The organism is Anoxybacillus sp. MB8 (genome assembly GCF_011006755.1).
In the GTDB taxonomy this organism is placed as follows: domain Bacteria; phylum Bacillota; class Bacilli; order Bacillales; family Anoxybacillaceae; genus Anoxybacillus; species Anoxybacillus gonensis.
The window spans coordinates 1-15780 of record NZ_RXXX01000051.1 but is presented as its reverse complement, the minus strand read 5'-3'; the positions used below and the strand labels follow the sequence as shown (position 1 = coordinate 15780).

Sequence of the window (15780 nt, the reverse complement as noted above, 5' to 3'; positions counted from 1 at the left end):
AATTGACCATTTCGCATATGATCTTCTTTCAAACGCATGAACGTCGCATCCGTATCCGTCTTGGAGTAACTGTTGCGATCCCCACATACTTGAAGTTGATTTTCATACTTTTCGCTGCGTGGTAAGTAGTCTTCCTTCATTTTTTTGACAGCCTTCTTCAATGGTTGGTTGTCCGGCTCGACCTCCAACCGTTTTTCCCACTCCTCGGTTTTCTCTCGGATCTCTTTTGACGTAAAAGCAGGCGAAGCGTCGATTTCTTCCGTGTTTTCTTCTTCTTTCACGATCGCATCGATCTGGGCGATAAGCTGATCCACATTGGCGTGTAATTTCTCTTGGTACTTCTCGGCGGATTTCCGCCAAACGAACGTGTATCGGTTGGCATTCGCTTCAATTTTCGTCCCATCGACGAAATAGTCTTCCATGTTGACGTACCCATCCGCGACGAGCAGAGTGATCATTTCTCGAAATAAGTCGTCAATCAAGCCTTTCATTCGTTCAGAGCGAAATCGATTGATCGAACGAAAGTCTGGTTTTTGAAATCCACTCAGCCACATGAGTGGAAGATGAACTTCGAGTTGTCGTGCAATCTCGCGACCATGATATATTTTTTGGGTGTAGGCATAAAGGATGATTTTTGTCATCATTTTCGGATGATAAGAAGAAGTGCCCCCACCTTTATAGTATGGAAGAAATGTTTCCATCGGAATGCGCTCGACCATTTCATGAACCACATGAGCCATGTTGTCTGGTGGAATGAGATCGGCAATATTGCTTGGCAACGTGAGGTTATCCATGGTATAATCTTTGAAAGAAATATGATTATGTTTCATAAAAGAATCGCTCCTTTTTCGGTGAGTTGTGGTGACTCTATTCTACCAGAAAATGAGCGATTCTTCTATTTTTGGGCAAAAAAGAAAGGGCTAGACCCAAAGCGCATTAGCGTTTTGGGTCAGCCCCTTTTTGTTTGTAGGTGATATACTAAAAGAAAAAGGATGTGAGATTGTGAAACGGTTGATTGTAGCGTTTATCATTTTACTTGTCGGTTGTACAGCCCAGCAAGACGAATCGAATGTCAAACAGTTGAAGCAAACAATGACAAAACAGCAAACGACCATTGAACAACTACAAAAGAAAAATAAACAGCTTCAACAAGAAAATGAGCAATTAAAAAGCCAGGTAAATCAAGTTAATCCGTCCTCTCTTTTATCTGTTGCTTTAGATGTCGTGAATGCGCTAAAAAATCACGATATGAATACGCTCTCATCTTACGTCCACTCCACAGCTGGAGTACGTTTCAGTCCGTATGGTCATATTGATGTCCAACATGATTTACAGTTTTCAGCATCTCAACTTCCTTCCCTTTGGTCCTCAACCCAAGTATATCAATGGGGAGTGTATGACGGTTCAGGTGATCCAATTCAGCTCACGTTTCAAGACTATTTCGACCGCTTCGTCTATGATGTTGATTTTGCTAATCCGCATATGATCGGTAACAATGTTGTTGTCGGCGAAGGGAATATGATTAATAACATTCAGCAAGTATATGTAAATAGCTCCTTCGTTGAATTTCATTTTACGGGCTTTGATCCACAATATAGTGGCATGGATTGGCGGAGTTTGCGTCTTGTTTTTGAACAAGAAAACGGTCAATGGAAACTTGTCGGCATCATTCATGATGAATGGACGACATAGAGAAGATGAGGGTGTCCTTGATTTCGGACACCCTTCATTTTTATTTCTCTTTTAGTTGTTTTAACTGTTGTTCGACTTCAGCGTCAAACGATTGAGAAGGCATCGTTTGAATGACAGATCGTGCTTTTGTTTCTGCTTCAAGTAACATCACTTTTTCTTCCATGCGTGCAAAGCCTTTTACGACATGGTCATAACGGAAAGACGTCATCGCTTCATCCATTTGTTTCATCGCTTCCGCCACATAAAAGCGCGTCATGAGCTGCATTTGTTTTACTTTTAATTGTTCATATGTTTCGTACAATTGTTTCACTTTTTCTGTTAAAGCAGTTGTTTTTTCTTTTAATGTATTGTATTGTTGCGTATATAGTTCTACTTTTTTTTCATAGGCGATTTTTTCTTGGAGAGCCATTTTTGCGATTGGCTCTTCATTTTTTTCAACGGCTAGTTTTGCTTGACGAGCCCGTTTTTCAATCATTTCTTTCGCATCTGCGATGAGACGCTCATATTTTTGTTCTAACATGAATTGGTGTGCAAGTGCTTGTTGTGCTTTTTCAAGTTGCTCTTCTAGTTCACGAATGTATTGCTTTGTCATGCGAATTGGATCTTCACATTTGTCAATCATATCATGTAAGTCAGCGAGGACGACATGTTTGACACGTTTCAAAATGCCCATTTATTTTTCCTCCTTTTGTATTGTTTTTTCCCATTCATCTAAAAAGCTATAGTTTTGAATCGGTGAGACAAATGGTTCAAATTCAAGTGTCGGCTTCGTTTTGTCTCTCAGTAAAACGTACGCTGCAATGATCGCTAAAACGGCAAGCAACGCTTTTGGTAAAAGCGCAACGAGACCAATCGCCATCAGTGCACCGCCAATCCATTTGCCGGGACCTTTCGTCGCTTTCCAAATAATCCATCCGACGACTAGAAATGCAAGTTGAATGAGGAAAGACATCCATCCGAACATCGGCATGCCGTGTGGTCGCATCATTCGTGGACCGTGGTGACCGAATGCTCGGTGCTGTTTCCCCATTTCCATCATGTGTGCTTCTGGCATGCGTCCGCTCCAGCCGATGTGCATCAAATAGATAGCAACGTGTGCTAATATAGCGACGACGATCACCGTACCTAGCAAGAAGAAAATTGCTCGCTTCTTCAATTTTTCCACCTCCTTTGTCGTTTACAGTTTGAATTGTACAAGCGAAAAGAGAAAATTAGGTGAAAAAGAAAAAAACGTGCCACATTTGTGCACGTTAATGAGGAAAGATGACAGTGAATGTCGTTCCTTTGCCCACTTCGCTTTGTACTTGAATGTTTCCCTCATGTGCTTCGACAATCCATTTGGCGATGGAAAGTCCAAGTCCGTGTCCGCCAATTTGTCGCGTTCGCGCTTTGTCCGCACGATAAAAGCGGTCAAAGATGTGCGGGAGGTGTTCATGGGCAATTCCAATACCTGTATCAGCAACACATATTTTCACGACTTTCCGTTGTTTTATGACATGTTGAGTTAATGAAAGGGAAACCGTTCCGCCTTCGGGTGTATATTTGATCGCATTATCAAGCAAAATGTATAGCAGTTGCGTACATTTATCAGCATCCCCGACAAATTCAATTTGTTCGGGGGCATGAAAATGGAGGATGATGTTCTTTTTGCTTGCGAGTTCTTGTAACGATTGTAACGTATGTTCCGCACATGCCCGCAAATCAAACGGTTTTTTTTCAATTTGGATCTTTGCATCGTCTGTGCGTGCAAGGGTGAGAAGATCGTTAATGAGTTTTGTCATTCGTTTCGTTTCGTCCCCTAGACGTTCAATCGTTTTTCGGCTAAACTCATCAGACGTTAATGACATATCCATTTTTAACGCTTCAACAGAAGAAAAAATGACGCTAAGCGGCGTTCGCAATTCATGAGAAGCATCCGCCACAAATTGACGTTGGCGATTGTAAGCATCTTGAATGGGGACGAGCGCCCGTTTTGACATGAAATAGCTAAAAACAATAGCGACAGCGATGAATAAAGTACCAAGGCTAAGCAAAATAAATGTTGACCATTTTAGCAAACGGAACATGCTTGTGACATCCATGCCGACATATAAAACCCCGACGAGCTGCTGATCAACAATCACAGGACGAGCGACAGTTAGTATTTTTAATTCATCCGCCCGAAATCGTTTTAACTCATGCCGATGATGAGGGACAGTTATTTCTACATATCTTAATTCGTTTTTTTCTGGCGTCCACGGTTGAAGCGTCGAAAGAAGGAGCGGACGCAATCCTTTATTTACTTCGTCCCCCATCATCAATCGTCCACGTGTGTCAACGACGTAAAAAAATAGTTGATCTTCACTTAAGAAAATAACATTTTGGTCGGCAGGCCACCCGATAAACGATTGTTCTTCTAGCATGTTTTGAATCGTTTGACTTTCTTGTTCGGCGAGTGTGTGAATGCGTCGCTCTTGGTCATTTGTAATAACGGTATGAATAAGAAAAGAAACAATCGCGATAAAAATGGCTAAAAAAGCGATGAGAATACCGCTATATGTGGCAGTTAATCGCCATTGTGTACGACGAAACATATCAGAATGATGGAAAAAGGAGCGAATGCTATTTTTCAATGGTATATCCCACCCCACGCACCGTTTTAATCAGCTGTTGCTGTTCATCGCCAATTTTTTTACGCAACAACTTCACGGTGGCATCAATTGTTTTCATCGACACATCAGCATCATATCCCCAAATACGATCGAGAATGATATCGCGCGTTAGAACGCGTCCTCTATTTTGCAATAATAAATCAAGTAGTTGAAATTCACGTGGAGTTAATATAATTTGCTGTCCGTTTTTCATCAATGTATGACTTGTACGATTCACTTCAAATGCTCCCCAGCGAACGATTTCCTCTTGAATCGGCGCAAACGAACGTCGCGCTAACGCTTTCAGTCGCGCCATGAGCTCGTCGATTTCAAACGGTTTCACCAAATAATCGTCCGCTCCAGCTTCTAGTCCTTCAACGCGATCTTGAACCGCATCTTTTGCGGTTAACATTAAAATCGCTCCGTGATAACCATTTTTTCTTAAACGTTGACATACGCTCACCCCATCGCCATTTGGTAACATCCAATCTAAAATGATCACATCGTAAAATGATGCGAGGGCGTAGTCATAGGCATCTTCTCCTTCTTGCACCCAGTCTATATGCTCGACTCCTTTTTTCTTCAATAAATGGACGATGAGTTCACCTAAATGTATATCGTCTTCTGCAAGCAACACTTTCATCCTGATCACCTTTTTTTCTTTCATCATATCAAATGTTGATGAAAAACGGGTGAAAACATCATAAATGAACAAGAAAGGGGAAATATAAAATCGTGAAAACGATATCAATATGACAAGTTTGTGAAAAAGATTGCAAAGTTTTTATATACCCCTTATAGTATATATCGTAATACCTATTTGGGTATAGAAAGGGGGATACGATGAAAAAATTATATTTTTTCCCACAAAAATATTTACTTGTTAGTGTTCCAGCAACACTGTTGCTCGGATTTATCGTTGGAACGTTTGTCGATACAAGTTTTTTGAAGTCCACGATTTTATTTGCGACAATCGTCATGATTTATGCAACGATGGTTGGTTTCAAATGGAAGGAATTAACACATCTAAAAGAAAAGAAAATATTATTTGCTTCTATTGTTATTAACTTTGTTCTGATTCCATTCGTTGCTTTTCTCATCGGAAAGACATTATTGCACAATCATCCGATTATGTTTGCGGGACTTGCGTTATCGGCATTGCTTCCAACAAGTGGTATGACGATCTCGTGGACGGCTATTCAAAAAGGGAATATGACAGCAGCAGTAAAATTGACCGTATTTGGTTTAATTCTCGGTTCGTTACTAACACCATGGTATTTGCTTGTGATGGTCGGAAAATACGTCGATATTAACGTCATGGAAACGTTCCGAACGATTTTGCTTGTTGTGTTTGTACCGATGATTCTTGGACATCTTACATTTAAATGGTTAATGAAAACATATACACCAGAACAATTTCAAAAACAAGTGAAGCCAAACTTTGCACCTTTAAGTATTTGGGGTATGTTGTATGTTGTATTTGTCAGCATTAGCATGCGAGCAAAAATGATTGTATCGAACTTACAGCTTATTGTCATCGCATTGGCAGTATTGTTACTTTTCTACTTTATCAACTATGTGATTAGCACATTTGTGGCGAAACAGTTTTTTAACCGTGAAGACGGAATTGCACTTGTTAATGGAACAGTTTTACGTAATTTATCTATTGCAATTGGTTTAGCTGCAACGTCTTTTGGTGCGGAAGCAGCGCTCATTGTTACTCTCGCTTTTATCGTTCAGCAACAGTCGATTGCTTACTATGGAAAAATAGCAAGTAAATATTGGTTTAAGCAACAAAACAACTAAGAAAGGAGCTGTTGATCATGAATAAAATGGCATTTATCGTTCAAGCAACAGTAGAAGGAGTTACAACACATGTGAAAGCAGGGAAACATGAGTTCGTTATTGATGAAGCAAAACAAATGGGTGGTCAAGATTTAGGGGCTAATCCGCTTCAAATGGTTCTTGGAGCGCTTGCTGCCTGTGAAAATGTTACTGCACGTGTTGTTGCAAAAGAAATGAATTTTGATTTACAAGACATGACGTTTGTAGTAAAAGGTCAAATAGATCCACGTGGATTTATGGGCGATTCATCCGTTCGTCCTTATTTTGAAAATGTGTCAATTGAAGTGGCTGTGAAAACGAATGAAAGTGAAGAGCGTATTCAACAACTAAAAGAGAAAGTAGAAGCACGTTGCCCTGTATATACGATGCTTAAAGCAGCAGGCGTACAAATGAATGATCAATGGTATAAAGCGTAGTCGAGCGGTGTTTACCGCTCTTTTTTATGTCAAAAAAGATAAGGGAAATCCCCTATGGGTATATAAGTTAACAACATATACAATGTAATTAAGTTAAGAAAAACAGATTTGAAAGCGGATACAAAAGGAGCGATGAACGATGGCGAACGTCTATGATGTAAAAGTAGCAATTGTTGGAGCAGGTTCAGCAGGGATTTCCATTGCAGCACGTCTGTTAAGAAAAAATCGTCAATTACATGGACAAGTGCTGCTTATTGATCCATCAGATAAACATTATTATCAACCGCTTTGGACGCTTGTTGGTGGCGGGGCAGCTAAAGTTGAAGATTCTGTTCGCGAGCAAGCATCGCTTATCCCAGACGGAGCAAAATGGTTGAAAGAAGCGGTCGATACGTTCTCGCCAGAAAATAATACGTTAAAAACGAAAGAAGGTTCAACCGTTCGTTACGACTATTTAGTTGTCGCAGCAGGTGTTGAAATTTATTGGGATCAAATTAAAGGACTGGAAGAAACGATCGGCAAAAACGGTGTTTGCAGCAATTATTCATACGATTATGTGCAGAGCACGTGGGAAAATATTCGCAATTTCCGCGGTGGCACGGCTATTTTCACACAACCGAGCACACAAGTGAAGTGCGGCGGTGCACCACAAAAAATTATGTATTTAGCTGACGATTATTTCCGTCAGTCTGGTGTACGCGACAAAACAAACATCATTTTCGCTTCAGGATTGCCAAACATTTTTGCGGTAAAGCGATATGCTGATACACTTGAACAGGTTATTCAACGAAAAAATATTGAAACAAAATATCGTGTTGAATTAGTTGAAATTGATGGCGAAGCAAAAAAAGCGACATTTGAACATCTCGATACGAACGAACGCTTTACATTAAGTTTCGATATGATTCATGTGACGCCGCCAATGGGACCACCAGCGTTTATTAAGAAAAGTCCATTAGCCGACGCGGCAGGATGGGTCGACGTCGATCCGTATACATTGCAGCATAAAACATATGAAAATGTATTTGGCGCAGGTGATTGCACAAACTTACCGACGTCAAAAACAGGGGCAGCCATTCGAAAACAAGCGCCGGTTGTCGCTGAAAATTTACTAGCACACATGAACGGAAAACCGTTAAAGGCACGTTACGATGGTTACACATCATGTCCGCTCGTAACCGGTTATAATAAGCTCGTTTTAGCCGAGTTTGATTATGATAAAAATCCGCAAGAAACGTTTCCGTTTGATCAATCAAAGGAGCGGATGAGCATGTATATCATGAAACGAAACTTATTACCGATCGTCTACTGGAACGGCATGTTAAAAGGTCTTATGTAGAGGGGGGAGAACATGGTGCAGTTACTCGAAACCGAAGAACAACAAGAAGCGCTCCGTTACTTTATTGAGAAGCTTCCTCAACTAAAAGAAGCGATGGAATCGGTAGAAGAAAAAATTGCAGTTGTTCAGCATGTGATAAACGATAAACAATCACTTGAAGCATTGTTTACAGAATTTGAGGAAAAAACAGCGCCATTTCGATTGACAACAGAGCACATCGAAGCACTTGCAACCCTCATTCAACTGTTGCCGACGCTCGTTCAATGGTTGCAAAAGGCAGAAGAGTTCATTTCGTTCGCGACAAGCGTCATCAACGATCGTGAGTCGATGGCATATGCGATAGAAGGAGCAAAAGATATTGTTCCAATTGAAAAGGGATTGAACATTTTAAAAGAAACAAACGAACGCTTTCAACGTGAACGCGACTCATCTCATGTATCACTATTACGCATGTACCGTTTGTTAAAACACCCATTGATTCAAGATGGGGTGAAATATATAGAAACGCTACTTGATGTAGCAAGTAAACATAAATAATTTGGAGGGGATGTATATGTTATTTCGTTCATTTTTCGATGAGCAATTAGCGCACATGTCTTACTTAGTTGGTTGTCAACGTACAGGAGAAGCGATCGTTATTGATCCAGGTCGCAATGTTGATTGGTACATCGACACAGCGAAAAAAGAAGGATTGCAAATTGTTGCTGCAACAGAAACACACATTCATGCGGACTTTGTTTCAGGAGCGAAAGAATTAGCAAAACGTTGTGGGGCAAAACTTTATTTATCTGATGAAGGGGATGCGAACTGGAAATATCAATATTTAGATGAAGTCGATTACGAGCTTGTGAAAGAAGGAAGCATGTTTACAGTCGGTAATGTTGAGTTTAAAGTGCTTCATACACCAGGTCATACACCAGAACATATTTCGTTCATTTTAACAGATAAAGGTGGCGGTTCAACAGAACCAATGGGTATTTTCACAGGTGACTTCGTTTTCGTTGGTGACATCGGTCGCCCGGACTTACTTGAAAAGGCAGCTGGAGTTGCTGGTACAGCAGATGTTGGCGCTCGTCAAATGTTCCAATCGTTGAAAAAATTCAAAGCTCTCCCAGATTACTTACAAGTATGGCCAGCGCACGGGGCAGGAAGCGCATGCGGAAAAGCGCTTGGAGCCGTTCCTGTTTCAACCGTTGGATATGAAAAATTGAACAACTGGGCGTTGAAAATTGAAGATGAAGAAGAATTTGTGAAATTATTGCTTACAGGTCAACCAGAGCCACCAAAATATTTTGCGATGATGAAGAAAGTAAACAAAATTGGACCTGCATATTTAAATGAAGAAGAAGTACTGTCGTTACAAACACGTGAACAACTTGACGAATATAAAGCAAACGGAGCGTTTATTTTAGATGTTCGTCCGTCTCAAGAGTTTGCGAAGGCACATTATGCTGGAGCAATCAACATTCCCTTTAACAAGTCATTTACAAACTGGGCGGGTTGGTTAATTAACTATGATCAAGATATCGTGTTAATCGCTAATCAAGAAGATGTACAAGCGATTCGCAAGGCGCTTGCTTATATCGGATTAGATCGCGTTGTAGCATATATTGAGCCATCCGTTGCCTTAAGCGGTGAAGTGGAAAGCTACGAAGAAATTGATGTCCATCAACTACAACAATATTTAAACGATGATCGCTATCATCTCGTTGATGTACGCAATCAAGCAGAATGGGACGAAGGGTACATTGAAGGTGCACAACATATTATGCTTGGTACGCTTGCGGACCGTTTAAATGAGCTTCCAGAGGATAAAACATATATTGTTCAATGTCGCTCAGGTGCGCGTTCAGCAATTGGCGCAAGCATTTTGCAAGCAAAAGGATTCAAACAAGTGCTTAACTTAAAAGGCGGATATTTAGCGTGGACGAGAGAAAAGCTTCCTGTTGTGAAGCAATCATAAGGGCTGACGTTGTCAGTCCTTTCTTTTCATCTTACTCCTCTCTTATAATGAAAGAGAGGTGAGAACATGCAATTTTTAGATAAAATTTTTGCGTATATTCAAGATGGAATTATTGTCATGGACCATGAGCGAACGATCGTCGAAATGAATCCAGCTGCCAAACGGCTTACCGGCTGGCAACTAGGTGAAAAAGTGCCTTACTGCTCGTTTTGTCAACAGCGTGATGTACGTGAAGGACAAGAGCGATGTTATTTAATCGCAACAGAAGAAGTACCGTATTTTTTATCGGAAATGCCGACGTATCATGGACAGTTAATTGATGTAGAAATGAGCACAGCACTTATCCTCGAACAAGATGATGCGAAATATTATTTGCTTGTTTTGCGCGATCAAACAGCGAAGAAAAAAGAAGAGGAAGCACGTCGTTCAAAGTGGATGGTGAAAAAACTAACCGAAGCAAAGGAAGAGGAACATAAACGTTTAGCACAAGAATTGCATGACGGTGTCGGGCAGTCGCTCTACAGCATTTCCATCGCGTTAGATAATATTATTCAACGTATACAAGATGAGAAGCTCCATGCATACGTCAAAGAAGTGCGTGAAGAACTTGGACGCGTCATGGAAGATGTAAAACTATATGCTCAACAACTTCGTCCAAAAAGTTTAGATGCGCTCGGGCTTATTCCAACGATTCAGTCGCTTATTCAGTCACTTCAATCGAAAATGCCAAATACGTTATTTTCATTTCAAACAAACGTATATACACGCTTGTCACCGACGATGGAAATTAACTTGTATCGCATCATTCAAGAAGCGCTACATAACGTGATGAAATATGCAAAGGCAACAGAAGTGTCCATTTCGATTGAACAGACGGAACGGGAATTACTTGTATCTGTTGTAGATAACGGTGTCGGTTTCCACGTTGAAGAAAAGCGTGAAGGGCTCGGCTTAAAACATATTCAAGAACGTGTTTTTCATCTTGGGGGAGAAACGACTATTACATCAGCACCAATGAAAGGAACAACGATTTTTGTGCGTGTGCCATTAGAGGAGGACGGAGAGGATGAAAGTGTTAATCGTTGACGATCATGATTTAATTCGAAAAGGTATTCGCCTCCTTCTTGAAGGATTTTCTGATGTGGAAGTCGTTGGGGAGGCAAGCAACGGTTGCGATGCCATTACACTGGCATTAAAACATCATCCAGATGTCATTTTGCTCGATCTTTCGATGCCGACAGGGCTTGACGGATTTACAACCGCCAAAACGATTATGGATGAATTAGAAGATGTGAAAATTATCGTTTTAACGATGCATGATGAAGAAATATATGTACAAAAAGCGATTCAATATAATATTCACGGTTACTTGTTAAAAAACAGCCAAACAAATGATTTGCACGAAGCATTGCAAGCAGTATATCACGACAAGCGATTTTACCGTACCCATATTCCTGAGGAACGGCTTGAAAAAATGTTTGCGGAAAAAGAGCCGAAGTCACCGCTTACGAATCGCGAACGTGAAATTGTTCGGTTAACCTTTTTAGGATATACGAACAATCAAATTGCAAATAAGTTAAAAATTAGTCCGAAAACGGTCGAAAACCATAAAACAAACATTATGCAAAAACTTGGCATTAAGGAAAAACATGAACTCATTCAATACGCCTTAAAAAATCATATTGCCGACTTAGTGTAAAGGGAGCGTTTGATATGGAATATACATTTTCCCATTTGCTTGTTCTTTTTTTTATTGGCGCCATCGGCTCTATTTTATCAGGGATGGTCGGTATCGGTGGCTCGGTCATTAAATATCCGATGCTTTTATACATTCCACCTCTCCTTGGCTTTACTGCTTTTACCGCGCAAGAAGTGTCCGCCATTAGTGCGGTACAAGTATTTTTCTCGACACTTGCCGCTCTTGTCGTGTTTAAAAAAGGGGGATATGTATCGGGTCGGCTCGTTGGCTACATGGGAACAGCCATTGTCATTGGTAGTTTCATTGGTGGATACGGTTCAAAGTTTTTAGCCGATGAGACAATTAATGTTGTATATGCCATTTTAGCGTCCATTGCAGCCGTATTAATGTTTTTCCCAAAGCCAAAGGGGAGCGAACATGTCTCATCAGAGCAACTTGCATTTAACCGATTGTATGCAGTTATGTTATCGTTTATTGTTGGAATTGCTTCCGGTATTGTCGGAGCAGCAGGAGCGTTTATTATCGTACCGATTATGCTCGTCATTTTAAAAGTGCCAACGCGCATTGCGATCGGTTCATCGGTGGCAATTACGTTCATTTCATCGATCGGGGCGACGGTTGGAAAAGTGATGGGGGGGCATATGCTCCTCGTTCCATCGCTTGTGATGGTCATTGCTAGTTTACTAGCGGCGCCGATCGGGGCGAAATGGAGTCAAAAAATGAACACAAAAGTGCTGGAATACATTTTGCTTGTATTAATTGTAGCGACTGTGATAAAAATTTGGTATGAAATGTTTGCGTAAGCTGGCTCATTTGAGTCGGCTTTCTTTTGTTCGTTGCAACATGAATGAAAATTTGGTATGATGTTAAATAGTGGAAAAATAAAACAAATAGGATGATGAGGATGAAACGAGCACGTATTATTTATAATCCGACGTCAGGAAGGGAAATATTTAAAAAACATTTGCCTGATGTACTGATTCGACTTGAACAAGCAGGATATGAAACGTCATGTCATGCGACAACAGGGGCGGGGGATGCGACAGAGGCGGCAAAACGAGCGGTAGAACGCGAATTTGATCTCGTCATTGCCGCAGGTGGCGATGGAACGATTAACGAAGTAGTAAACGGGCTAGCTGAGGCTTCATATCGTCCGAACCTCGGCATTATTCCAGTCGGTACGACGAACGATTTCGCCCGTGCCATCGGCGTGCCACGCTCGATTGAAGGAGCGTGTGATGTCATCGTAAATGGGGAAGCGGTGCCGATTGACATTGGGGCAGTGACAAACGAAGGAAAAACACATTATTTTATTAACATCGCAGGCGGTGGGCGCTTAACGGAATTAACGTACGAAGTGCCAAGTAAATTAAAAACGATGATTGGTCAACTTGCCTACTATTTGAAAGGAATTGAGATGCTTCCTTCCCTTCATCCTGTCCATGTAAAAATTGAGTACGACGGCAAAATGTTTGAAGGCGCTGTGATGCTTTTTCTCGTTTCGCTGACGAACTCTGTTGGCGGCTTTGAAAAATTAGCCCCAAATTCATCGTTAAATGACGGCATGTTTGATTTAATTATTTTAAAAGAAACGAACTTAGCAGAATTTATTAAAATTGCAACGCTCGCACTACGGGGTGAACATATTCACGACCCACACATCATTTATACAAAAGCAAACCGCGTAAAAGTGTATACGGAAGAAAATATGCAGCTCAATTTAGATGGCGAGTATGGCGGAATGCTTCCGGGGGAATTTGTCAACTTGTACCGTCATATAAACGTATTTGTTCCGAAAGAAAAAGCTGAACAAATGAGAACAGGGGAATAAACCTGTTCTTTTTTATTCGACTATGCTACAATCTTGACAGCAATTTTGCGGAAGGGGAAAGAAATATGGAAGCACCAGTAGCAAAAAATGAATATTACGATGTCATTTTTGAAGATTTAACACACGACGGCGCAGGAGTAGCAAAAATTGATGGCTTTCCAATTTTCGTTCCGAACGGTTTACCAGGCGAAAAAGCGAAAGTGAAAGTTGTCAAAGTGAAAAAAGGGTACGGCTTTGGCCGTTTAATCGAGCTATATGAACAAAGCGAAGATCGCATCGATGCTCCTTGTTCGATTTATAAACAATGCGGCGGATGTCAGCTCCAACATATTCGTTACGAAGGACAACTAAAAGCGAAATATAAACATGTCAAAGAAGTGCTTGCTCGCATCGGGAAAATTGGACATGCAACCGTTCATCCTGTTCTTGGCATGAGTGACCCATGGCGATATCGAAACAAAGCGCAAGTGCCTGTCGGTGAGCGCGAAGGTAGGCTTGTGGCAGGTTTTTACAAAGAGCGAAGCCATGACATTATTGATATGGATACCTGTTTAATCCAACAAGAAATGAACGATATTGTCGTTCAGACGGTTAAAGAAATTTGCGAGCAATACAACATTCCAGCCTATAATGAACAAACGCATAAAGGGGTTCTTCGTCATATTATGGCACGCTATGGGGCAACGACGAAAGAAGTAATGGTCGTCCTTATTACGCGCACAGAAGAGTTGCCGCATAAAAAGAAAATGATTGAAGCGATTATTGATCGCGTGCCGAATGTGAAATCGATTGTACAAAATATTAATCCGAAGCGAACAAATGTCATTATGGGAGAAGAAACGCGCGTGCTTTGGGGTTCTGAATATATTTATGATTATATCGGTGACGTTCGTTTTGCGATTTCCGCCCGTTCGTTTTATCAAGTAAACCCTGAACAAACGAAAGTGTTGTATGATCAGGCAATTGCATACGCGAACTTAACGGGTGAAGAAACGGTCATTGACGCTTATTGCGGCATCGGGACGATTTCTCTCTTTTTAGCAAAAAAAGCGAAAAAAGTGTACGGAGTCGAAGTCGTTCCGGAAGCGATTGCCGACGCTAAACGAAACGCTGAACTAAACGGCATCACCAATGTGGAGTTTGCGGTTGGGGAGGCAGAAGTCGTTATTCCGAAATGGTACGAACAAGGAGTAAAAGCAGATTGTATCGTTGTCGACCCACCACGAAAGGGATGTGAGGAATCGTTATTGCAAACAATCATCGCGATGAAGCCAAATCGCGTCGTATACGTCTCATGCAACCCAGCGACCCTCGCCCGCGACTTGCGTATTTTAGAAGACGGTGGCTACAAAACAATGGAAGTCCAACCTGTCGACATGTTCCCCCATACGATGCATGTTGAGTGCGTGACATTGATGTCGAGGGTGGAGAAATAAAGATACTTTAAGCACTGATAGATAAAGGGTTTCCTGACATTGAATTTTTCTCATGACGTCTTTGTCGAGGATGTTAATGTCGGGAAACCCTTATTTTTATACTTTGAGGAAACATGTCAACTACACTTAATACGATAGGGTTGAGTTGACAGAATAGATTTTTTATAGAGGTTGAGGAGACAGGATAGATATAAACTATATACATCCAAATTGACATTTTAACCTCTGGTTTACGCAGCACACCCAATGCGGCGTAACACCTCATCTGGATGCTGTAAGACATGTTGTTCAAACCGAGTAATCGACTGGGCGATGTCTTTTTGATCTTTATGCAAGATGTTGGCGATGACTTCGTCTTTCAGCCACTTCCACAACCGTTCAATCGGATTCAAATGAGGCGAATACGGCGGGAGAAAAATAAAATGAAAGGCATCGCCTTCTTCGCTTTGAAGGAAGGCTCGAACCATGTTGGCATGATGAATACGCGCATTGTCCAACACAAGCACGATGAATCGGTCGGCGTATTTCTCTTTCAACAGGCGTAAAAAGTCAAGGAACATTTCGGCATTGGCGGATGATGCACGATGAAACACGACATCCCCTTCTTGCACATCGACTGCGCCAAAAATAGATACGTGGGCGTGGTGACCGTAGCTTGGCACTTGTTTTTGATTCCCTACTTCTGCCCATGTGGTACGAAGCGCTTGATACGCGCGAACATGCGTTTCATCGACATGAAGCAGAACGATTTCTTCCGTGATTAGTTTTTTTTATAAACTCGAGTTCTTTTTCAAAGGCTGCTTGAAGTACGGGATCGCCTTTGACGAGCTTATAGGTTGGACGTGTCCATGACAAGCGAAGACGATGCAACAACTTCCGAATGCCTTCCCGTGACATCGAAACACCATAGGTTTGTTGGATGTAGGACT

At 41.3% G+C, this 15780-nt stretch carries 18 protein-coding genes; 11 read left to right on the top strand and 7 right to left on the bottom strand.

Annotated elements, in window-relative coordinates:
• The coding region (locus EKC99_RS13655; RefSeq protein WP_163152353.1) for a transposase at positions 1–830 on the bottom strand (830 nt) is incomplete at its 3' end.
• 172 nt (positions 831–1002) lie between these two features.
• Here EKC99_RS13655 and EKC99_RS13650 point away from each other — a divergent pair.
• Positions 1003–1692, top strand: coding sequence for an FtsB family cell division protein (locus tag EKC99_RS13650; protein WP_240468888.1), 690 nt, complete (start codon positions 1003–1005; stop codon positions 1690–1692).
• A gap of 40 nt (positions 1693–1732) precedes the next feature.
• On the opposite strand, the gene EKC99_RS13645 is transcribed toward EKC99_RS13650, so the two are convergent.
• The 4 genes from EKC99_RS13645 to EKC99_RS13630 all read right to left on the bottom strand — a co-directional run bounded on the left by EKC99_RS13645 (position 1733) and on the right by EKC99_RS13630 (position 4965).
• Complete coding sequence (locus EKC99_RS13645; RefSeq protein ID WP_163152351.1) at positions 1733–2365, bottom strand: PspA/IM30 family protein; 633 nt, start codon at positions 2363–2365, stop codon at positions 1733–1735.
• Positions 2366–2857 carry a hypothetical protein gene (locus EKC99_RS13640; RefSeq protein WP_240468887.1) on the bottom strand — a complete coding sequence of 164 codons (492 nt, stop codon included), beginning with the start codon at positions 2855–2857 and terminating at the stop codon, positions 2366–2368.
• Between the two features lie 85 nt (positions 2858–2942).
• Complete coding sequence (locus EKC99_RS13635; RefSeq protein ID WP_163152347.1) at positions 2943–4304, bottom strand: sensor histidine kinase; 1362 nt, start codon at positions 4302–4304, stop codon at positions 2943–2945.
• Positions 4294–4965, bottom strand: a complete 672-nt coding sequence (locus EKC99_RS13630; RefSeq protein ID WP_055441668.1) for a response regulator transcription factor — start codon at positions 4963–4965, stop codon at positions 4294–4296. The genes EKC99_RS13635 and EKC99_RS13630 overlap by 11 nt, the downstream gene beginning before the upstream one ends.
• A 200-nt stretch (positions 4966–5165) precedes the next feature.
• Here EKC99_RS13630 and EKC99_RS13625 point away from each other — a divergent pair, with 200 nt between their 5' ends.
• The 10 genes from EKC99_RS13625 to rlmD all read left to right on the top strand — a co-directional run bounded on the left by EKC99_RS13625 (position 5166) and on the right by rlmD (position 14851).
• Positions 5166–6128, top strand: coding sequence for an arsenic resistance protein (locus tag EKC99_RS13625; RefSeq protein WP_163152345.1), 963 nt, complete (start codon positions 5166–5168; stop codon positions 6126–6128).
• A 17-nt stretch (positions 6129–6145) separates the two neighbouring features.
• A complete protein-coding gene (locus EKC99_RS13620) occupies positions 6146–6583 on the top strand; it encodes an OsmC family protein (RefSeq protein ID WP_163152344.1) in 438 nt (145 codons plus the stop codon).
• A gap of 139 nt (positions 6584–6722) precedes the next feature.
• A complete protein-coding gene (locus EKC99_RS13615; RefSeq protein ID WP_163152342.1) occupies positions 6723–7922 on the top strand; it encodes an FAD/NAD(P)-binding oxidoreductase in 1200 nt (399 codons plus the stop codon).
• 12 nt (positions 7923–7934) lie between these two features.
• The gene (locus EKC99_RS13610; protein WP_055441672.1) at positions 7935–8459 is read left to right on the top strand and encodes a hypothetical protein; all 525 of its coding nucleotides are present in this window, start codon (positions 7935–7937) and stop codon (positions 8457–8459) included.
• Positions 8460–8475: 16 nt separating this feature from the next.
• On the top strand, positions 8476–9885 hold the full coding sequence (locus tag EKC99_RS13605) for an MBL fold metallo-hydrolase (RefSeq protein ID WP_055441673.1): 1410 nt from the start codon (positions 8476–8478) through the stop codon (positions 9883–9885).
• Between the two features lie 66 nt (positions 9886–9951).
• Entirely contained in the window at positions 9952–10971 is a 1020-nt protein-coding gene (locus EKC99_RS13600; RefSeq protein ID WP_163152340.1) for a PAS domain-containing sensor histidine kinase, read from the top strand.
• Entirely contained in the window at positions 10952–11584 is a 633-nt protein-coding gene (locus EKC99_RS13595) for a response regulator transcription factor (RefSeq protein ID WP_163152338.1), read from the top strand. The genes EKC99_RS13600 and EKC99_RS13595 overlap by 20 nt, the downstream gene beginning before the upstream one ends.
• A gap of 14 nt (positions 11585–11598) precedes the next feature.
• Entirely contained in the window at positions 11599–12387 is a 789-nt protein-coding gene (locus EKC99_RS13590) for a sulfite exporter TauE/SafE family protein (RefSeq protein WP_163152336.1), read from the top strand.
• Positions 12388–12488: 101 nt separating this feature from the next.
• The gene (locus EKC99_RS13585; protein ID WP_163152334.1) at positions 12489–13415 is read left to right on the top strand and encodes a diacylglycerol kinase; all 927 of its coding nucleotides are present in this window, start codon (positions 12489–12491) and stop codon (positions 13413–13415) included.
• A gap of 65 nt (positions 13416–13480) precedes the next feature.
• Entirely contained in the window at positions 13481–14851 is a 1371-nt protein-coding gene (gene rlmD, locus EKC99_RS13580; RefSeq protein WP_163152332.1) for a 23S rRNA (uracil(1939)-C(5))-methyltransferase RlmD, read from the top strand.
• A gap of 230 nt (positions 14852–15081) precedes the next feature.
• Here the strand turns inward: rlmD and EKC99_RS13575 are convergent, their stop codons facing one another.
• Positions 15082–15594 carry an IS630 family transposase gene (locus EKC99_RS13575; RefSeq protein ID WP_075039540.1) on the bottom strand — a complete coding sequence of 171 codons (513 nt, stop codon included), beginning with the start codon at positions 15592–15594 and terminating at the stop codon, positions 15082–15084.
• Positions 15578–15780, bottom strand: a 203-nt coding sequence (locus EKC99_RS13570) for a helix-turn-helix domain-containing protein (protein WP_163152330.1), incomplete at its 5' end; no start/stop codon positions are given. The genes EKC99_RS13575 and EKC99_RS13570, both read right to left, overlap by 17 nt.

What these genes read in the sequence shown, in the direction of transcription:
- EKC99_RS13645 (WP_163152351.1), bottom strand. Translation starts at nt 2,365, where the DNA reads ATGGGCATTTTGAAACGTGTCAAACATGTCGTCCTCGCTGACTTACAT.
- EKC99_RS13630 (WP_055441668.1), bottom strand. Translation starts at nt 4,965, where the DNA reads ATGAAAGTGTTGCTTGCAGAAGACGATATACATTTAGGTGAACTCATC.
- EKC99_RS13625 (WP_163152345.1), top strand. Translation starts at nt 5,166, where the DNA reads ATGAAAAAATTATATTTTTTCCCACAAAAATATTTACTTGTTAGTGTT.
- EKC99_RS13620 (WP_163152344.1), top strand. Translation starts at nt 6,146, where the DNA reads ATGAATAAAATGGCATTTATCGTTCAAGCAACAGTAGAAGGAGTTACA.
- EKC99_RS13615 (WP_163152342.1), top strand. Translation starts at nt 6,723, where the DNA reads ATGGCGAACGTCTATGATGTAAAAGTAGCAATTGTTGGAGCAGGTTCA.
- EKC99_RS13610 (WP_055441672.1), top strand. Translation starts at nt 7,935, where the DNA reads ATGGTGCAGTTACTCGAAACCGAAGAACAACAAGAAGCGCTCCGTTAC.
- EKC99_RS13605 (WP_055441673.1), top strand. Translation starts at nt 8,476, where the DNA reads ATGTTATTTCGTTCATTTTTCGATGAGCAATTAGCGCACATGTCTTAC.
- EKC99_RS13600 (WP_163152340.1), top strand. Translation starts at nt 9,952, where the DNA reads ATGCAATTTTTAGATAAAATTTTTGCGTATATTCAAGATGGAATTATT.
- EKC99_RS13595 (WP_163152338.1), top strand. Translation starts at nt 10,952, where the DNA reads ATGAAAGTGTTAATCGTTGACGATCATGATTTAATTCGAAAAGGTATT.
- EKC99_RS13590 (WP_163152336.1), top strand. Translation starts at nt 11,599, where the DNA reads ATGGAATATACATTTTCCCATTTGCTTGTTCTTTTTTTTATTGGCGCC.
- EKC99_RS13585 (WP_163152334.1), top strand. Translation starts at nt 12,489, where the DNA reads ATGAAACGAGCACGTATTATTTATAATCCGACGTCAGGAAGGGAAATA.
- rlmD (WP_163152332.1), top strand. Translation starts at nt 13,481, where the DNA reads ATGGAAGCACCAGTAGCAAAAAATGAATATTACGATGTCATTTTTGAA.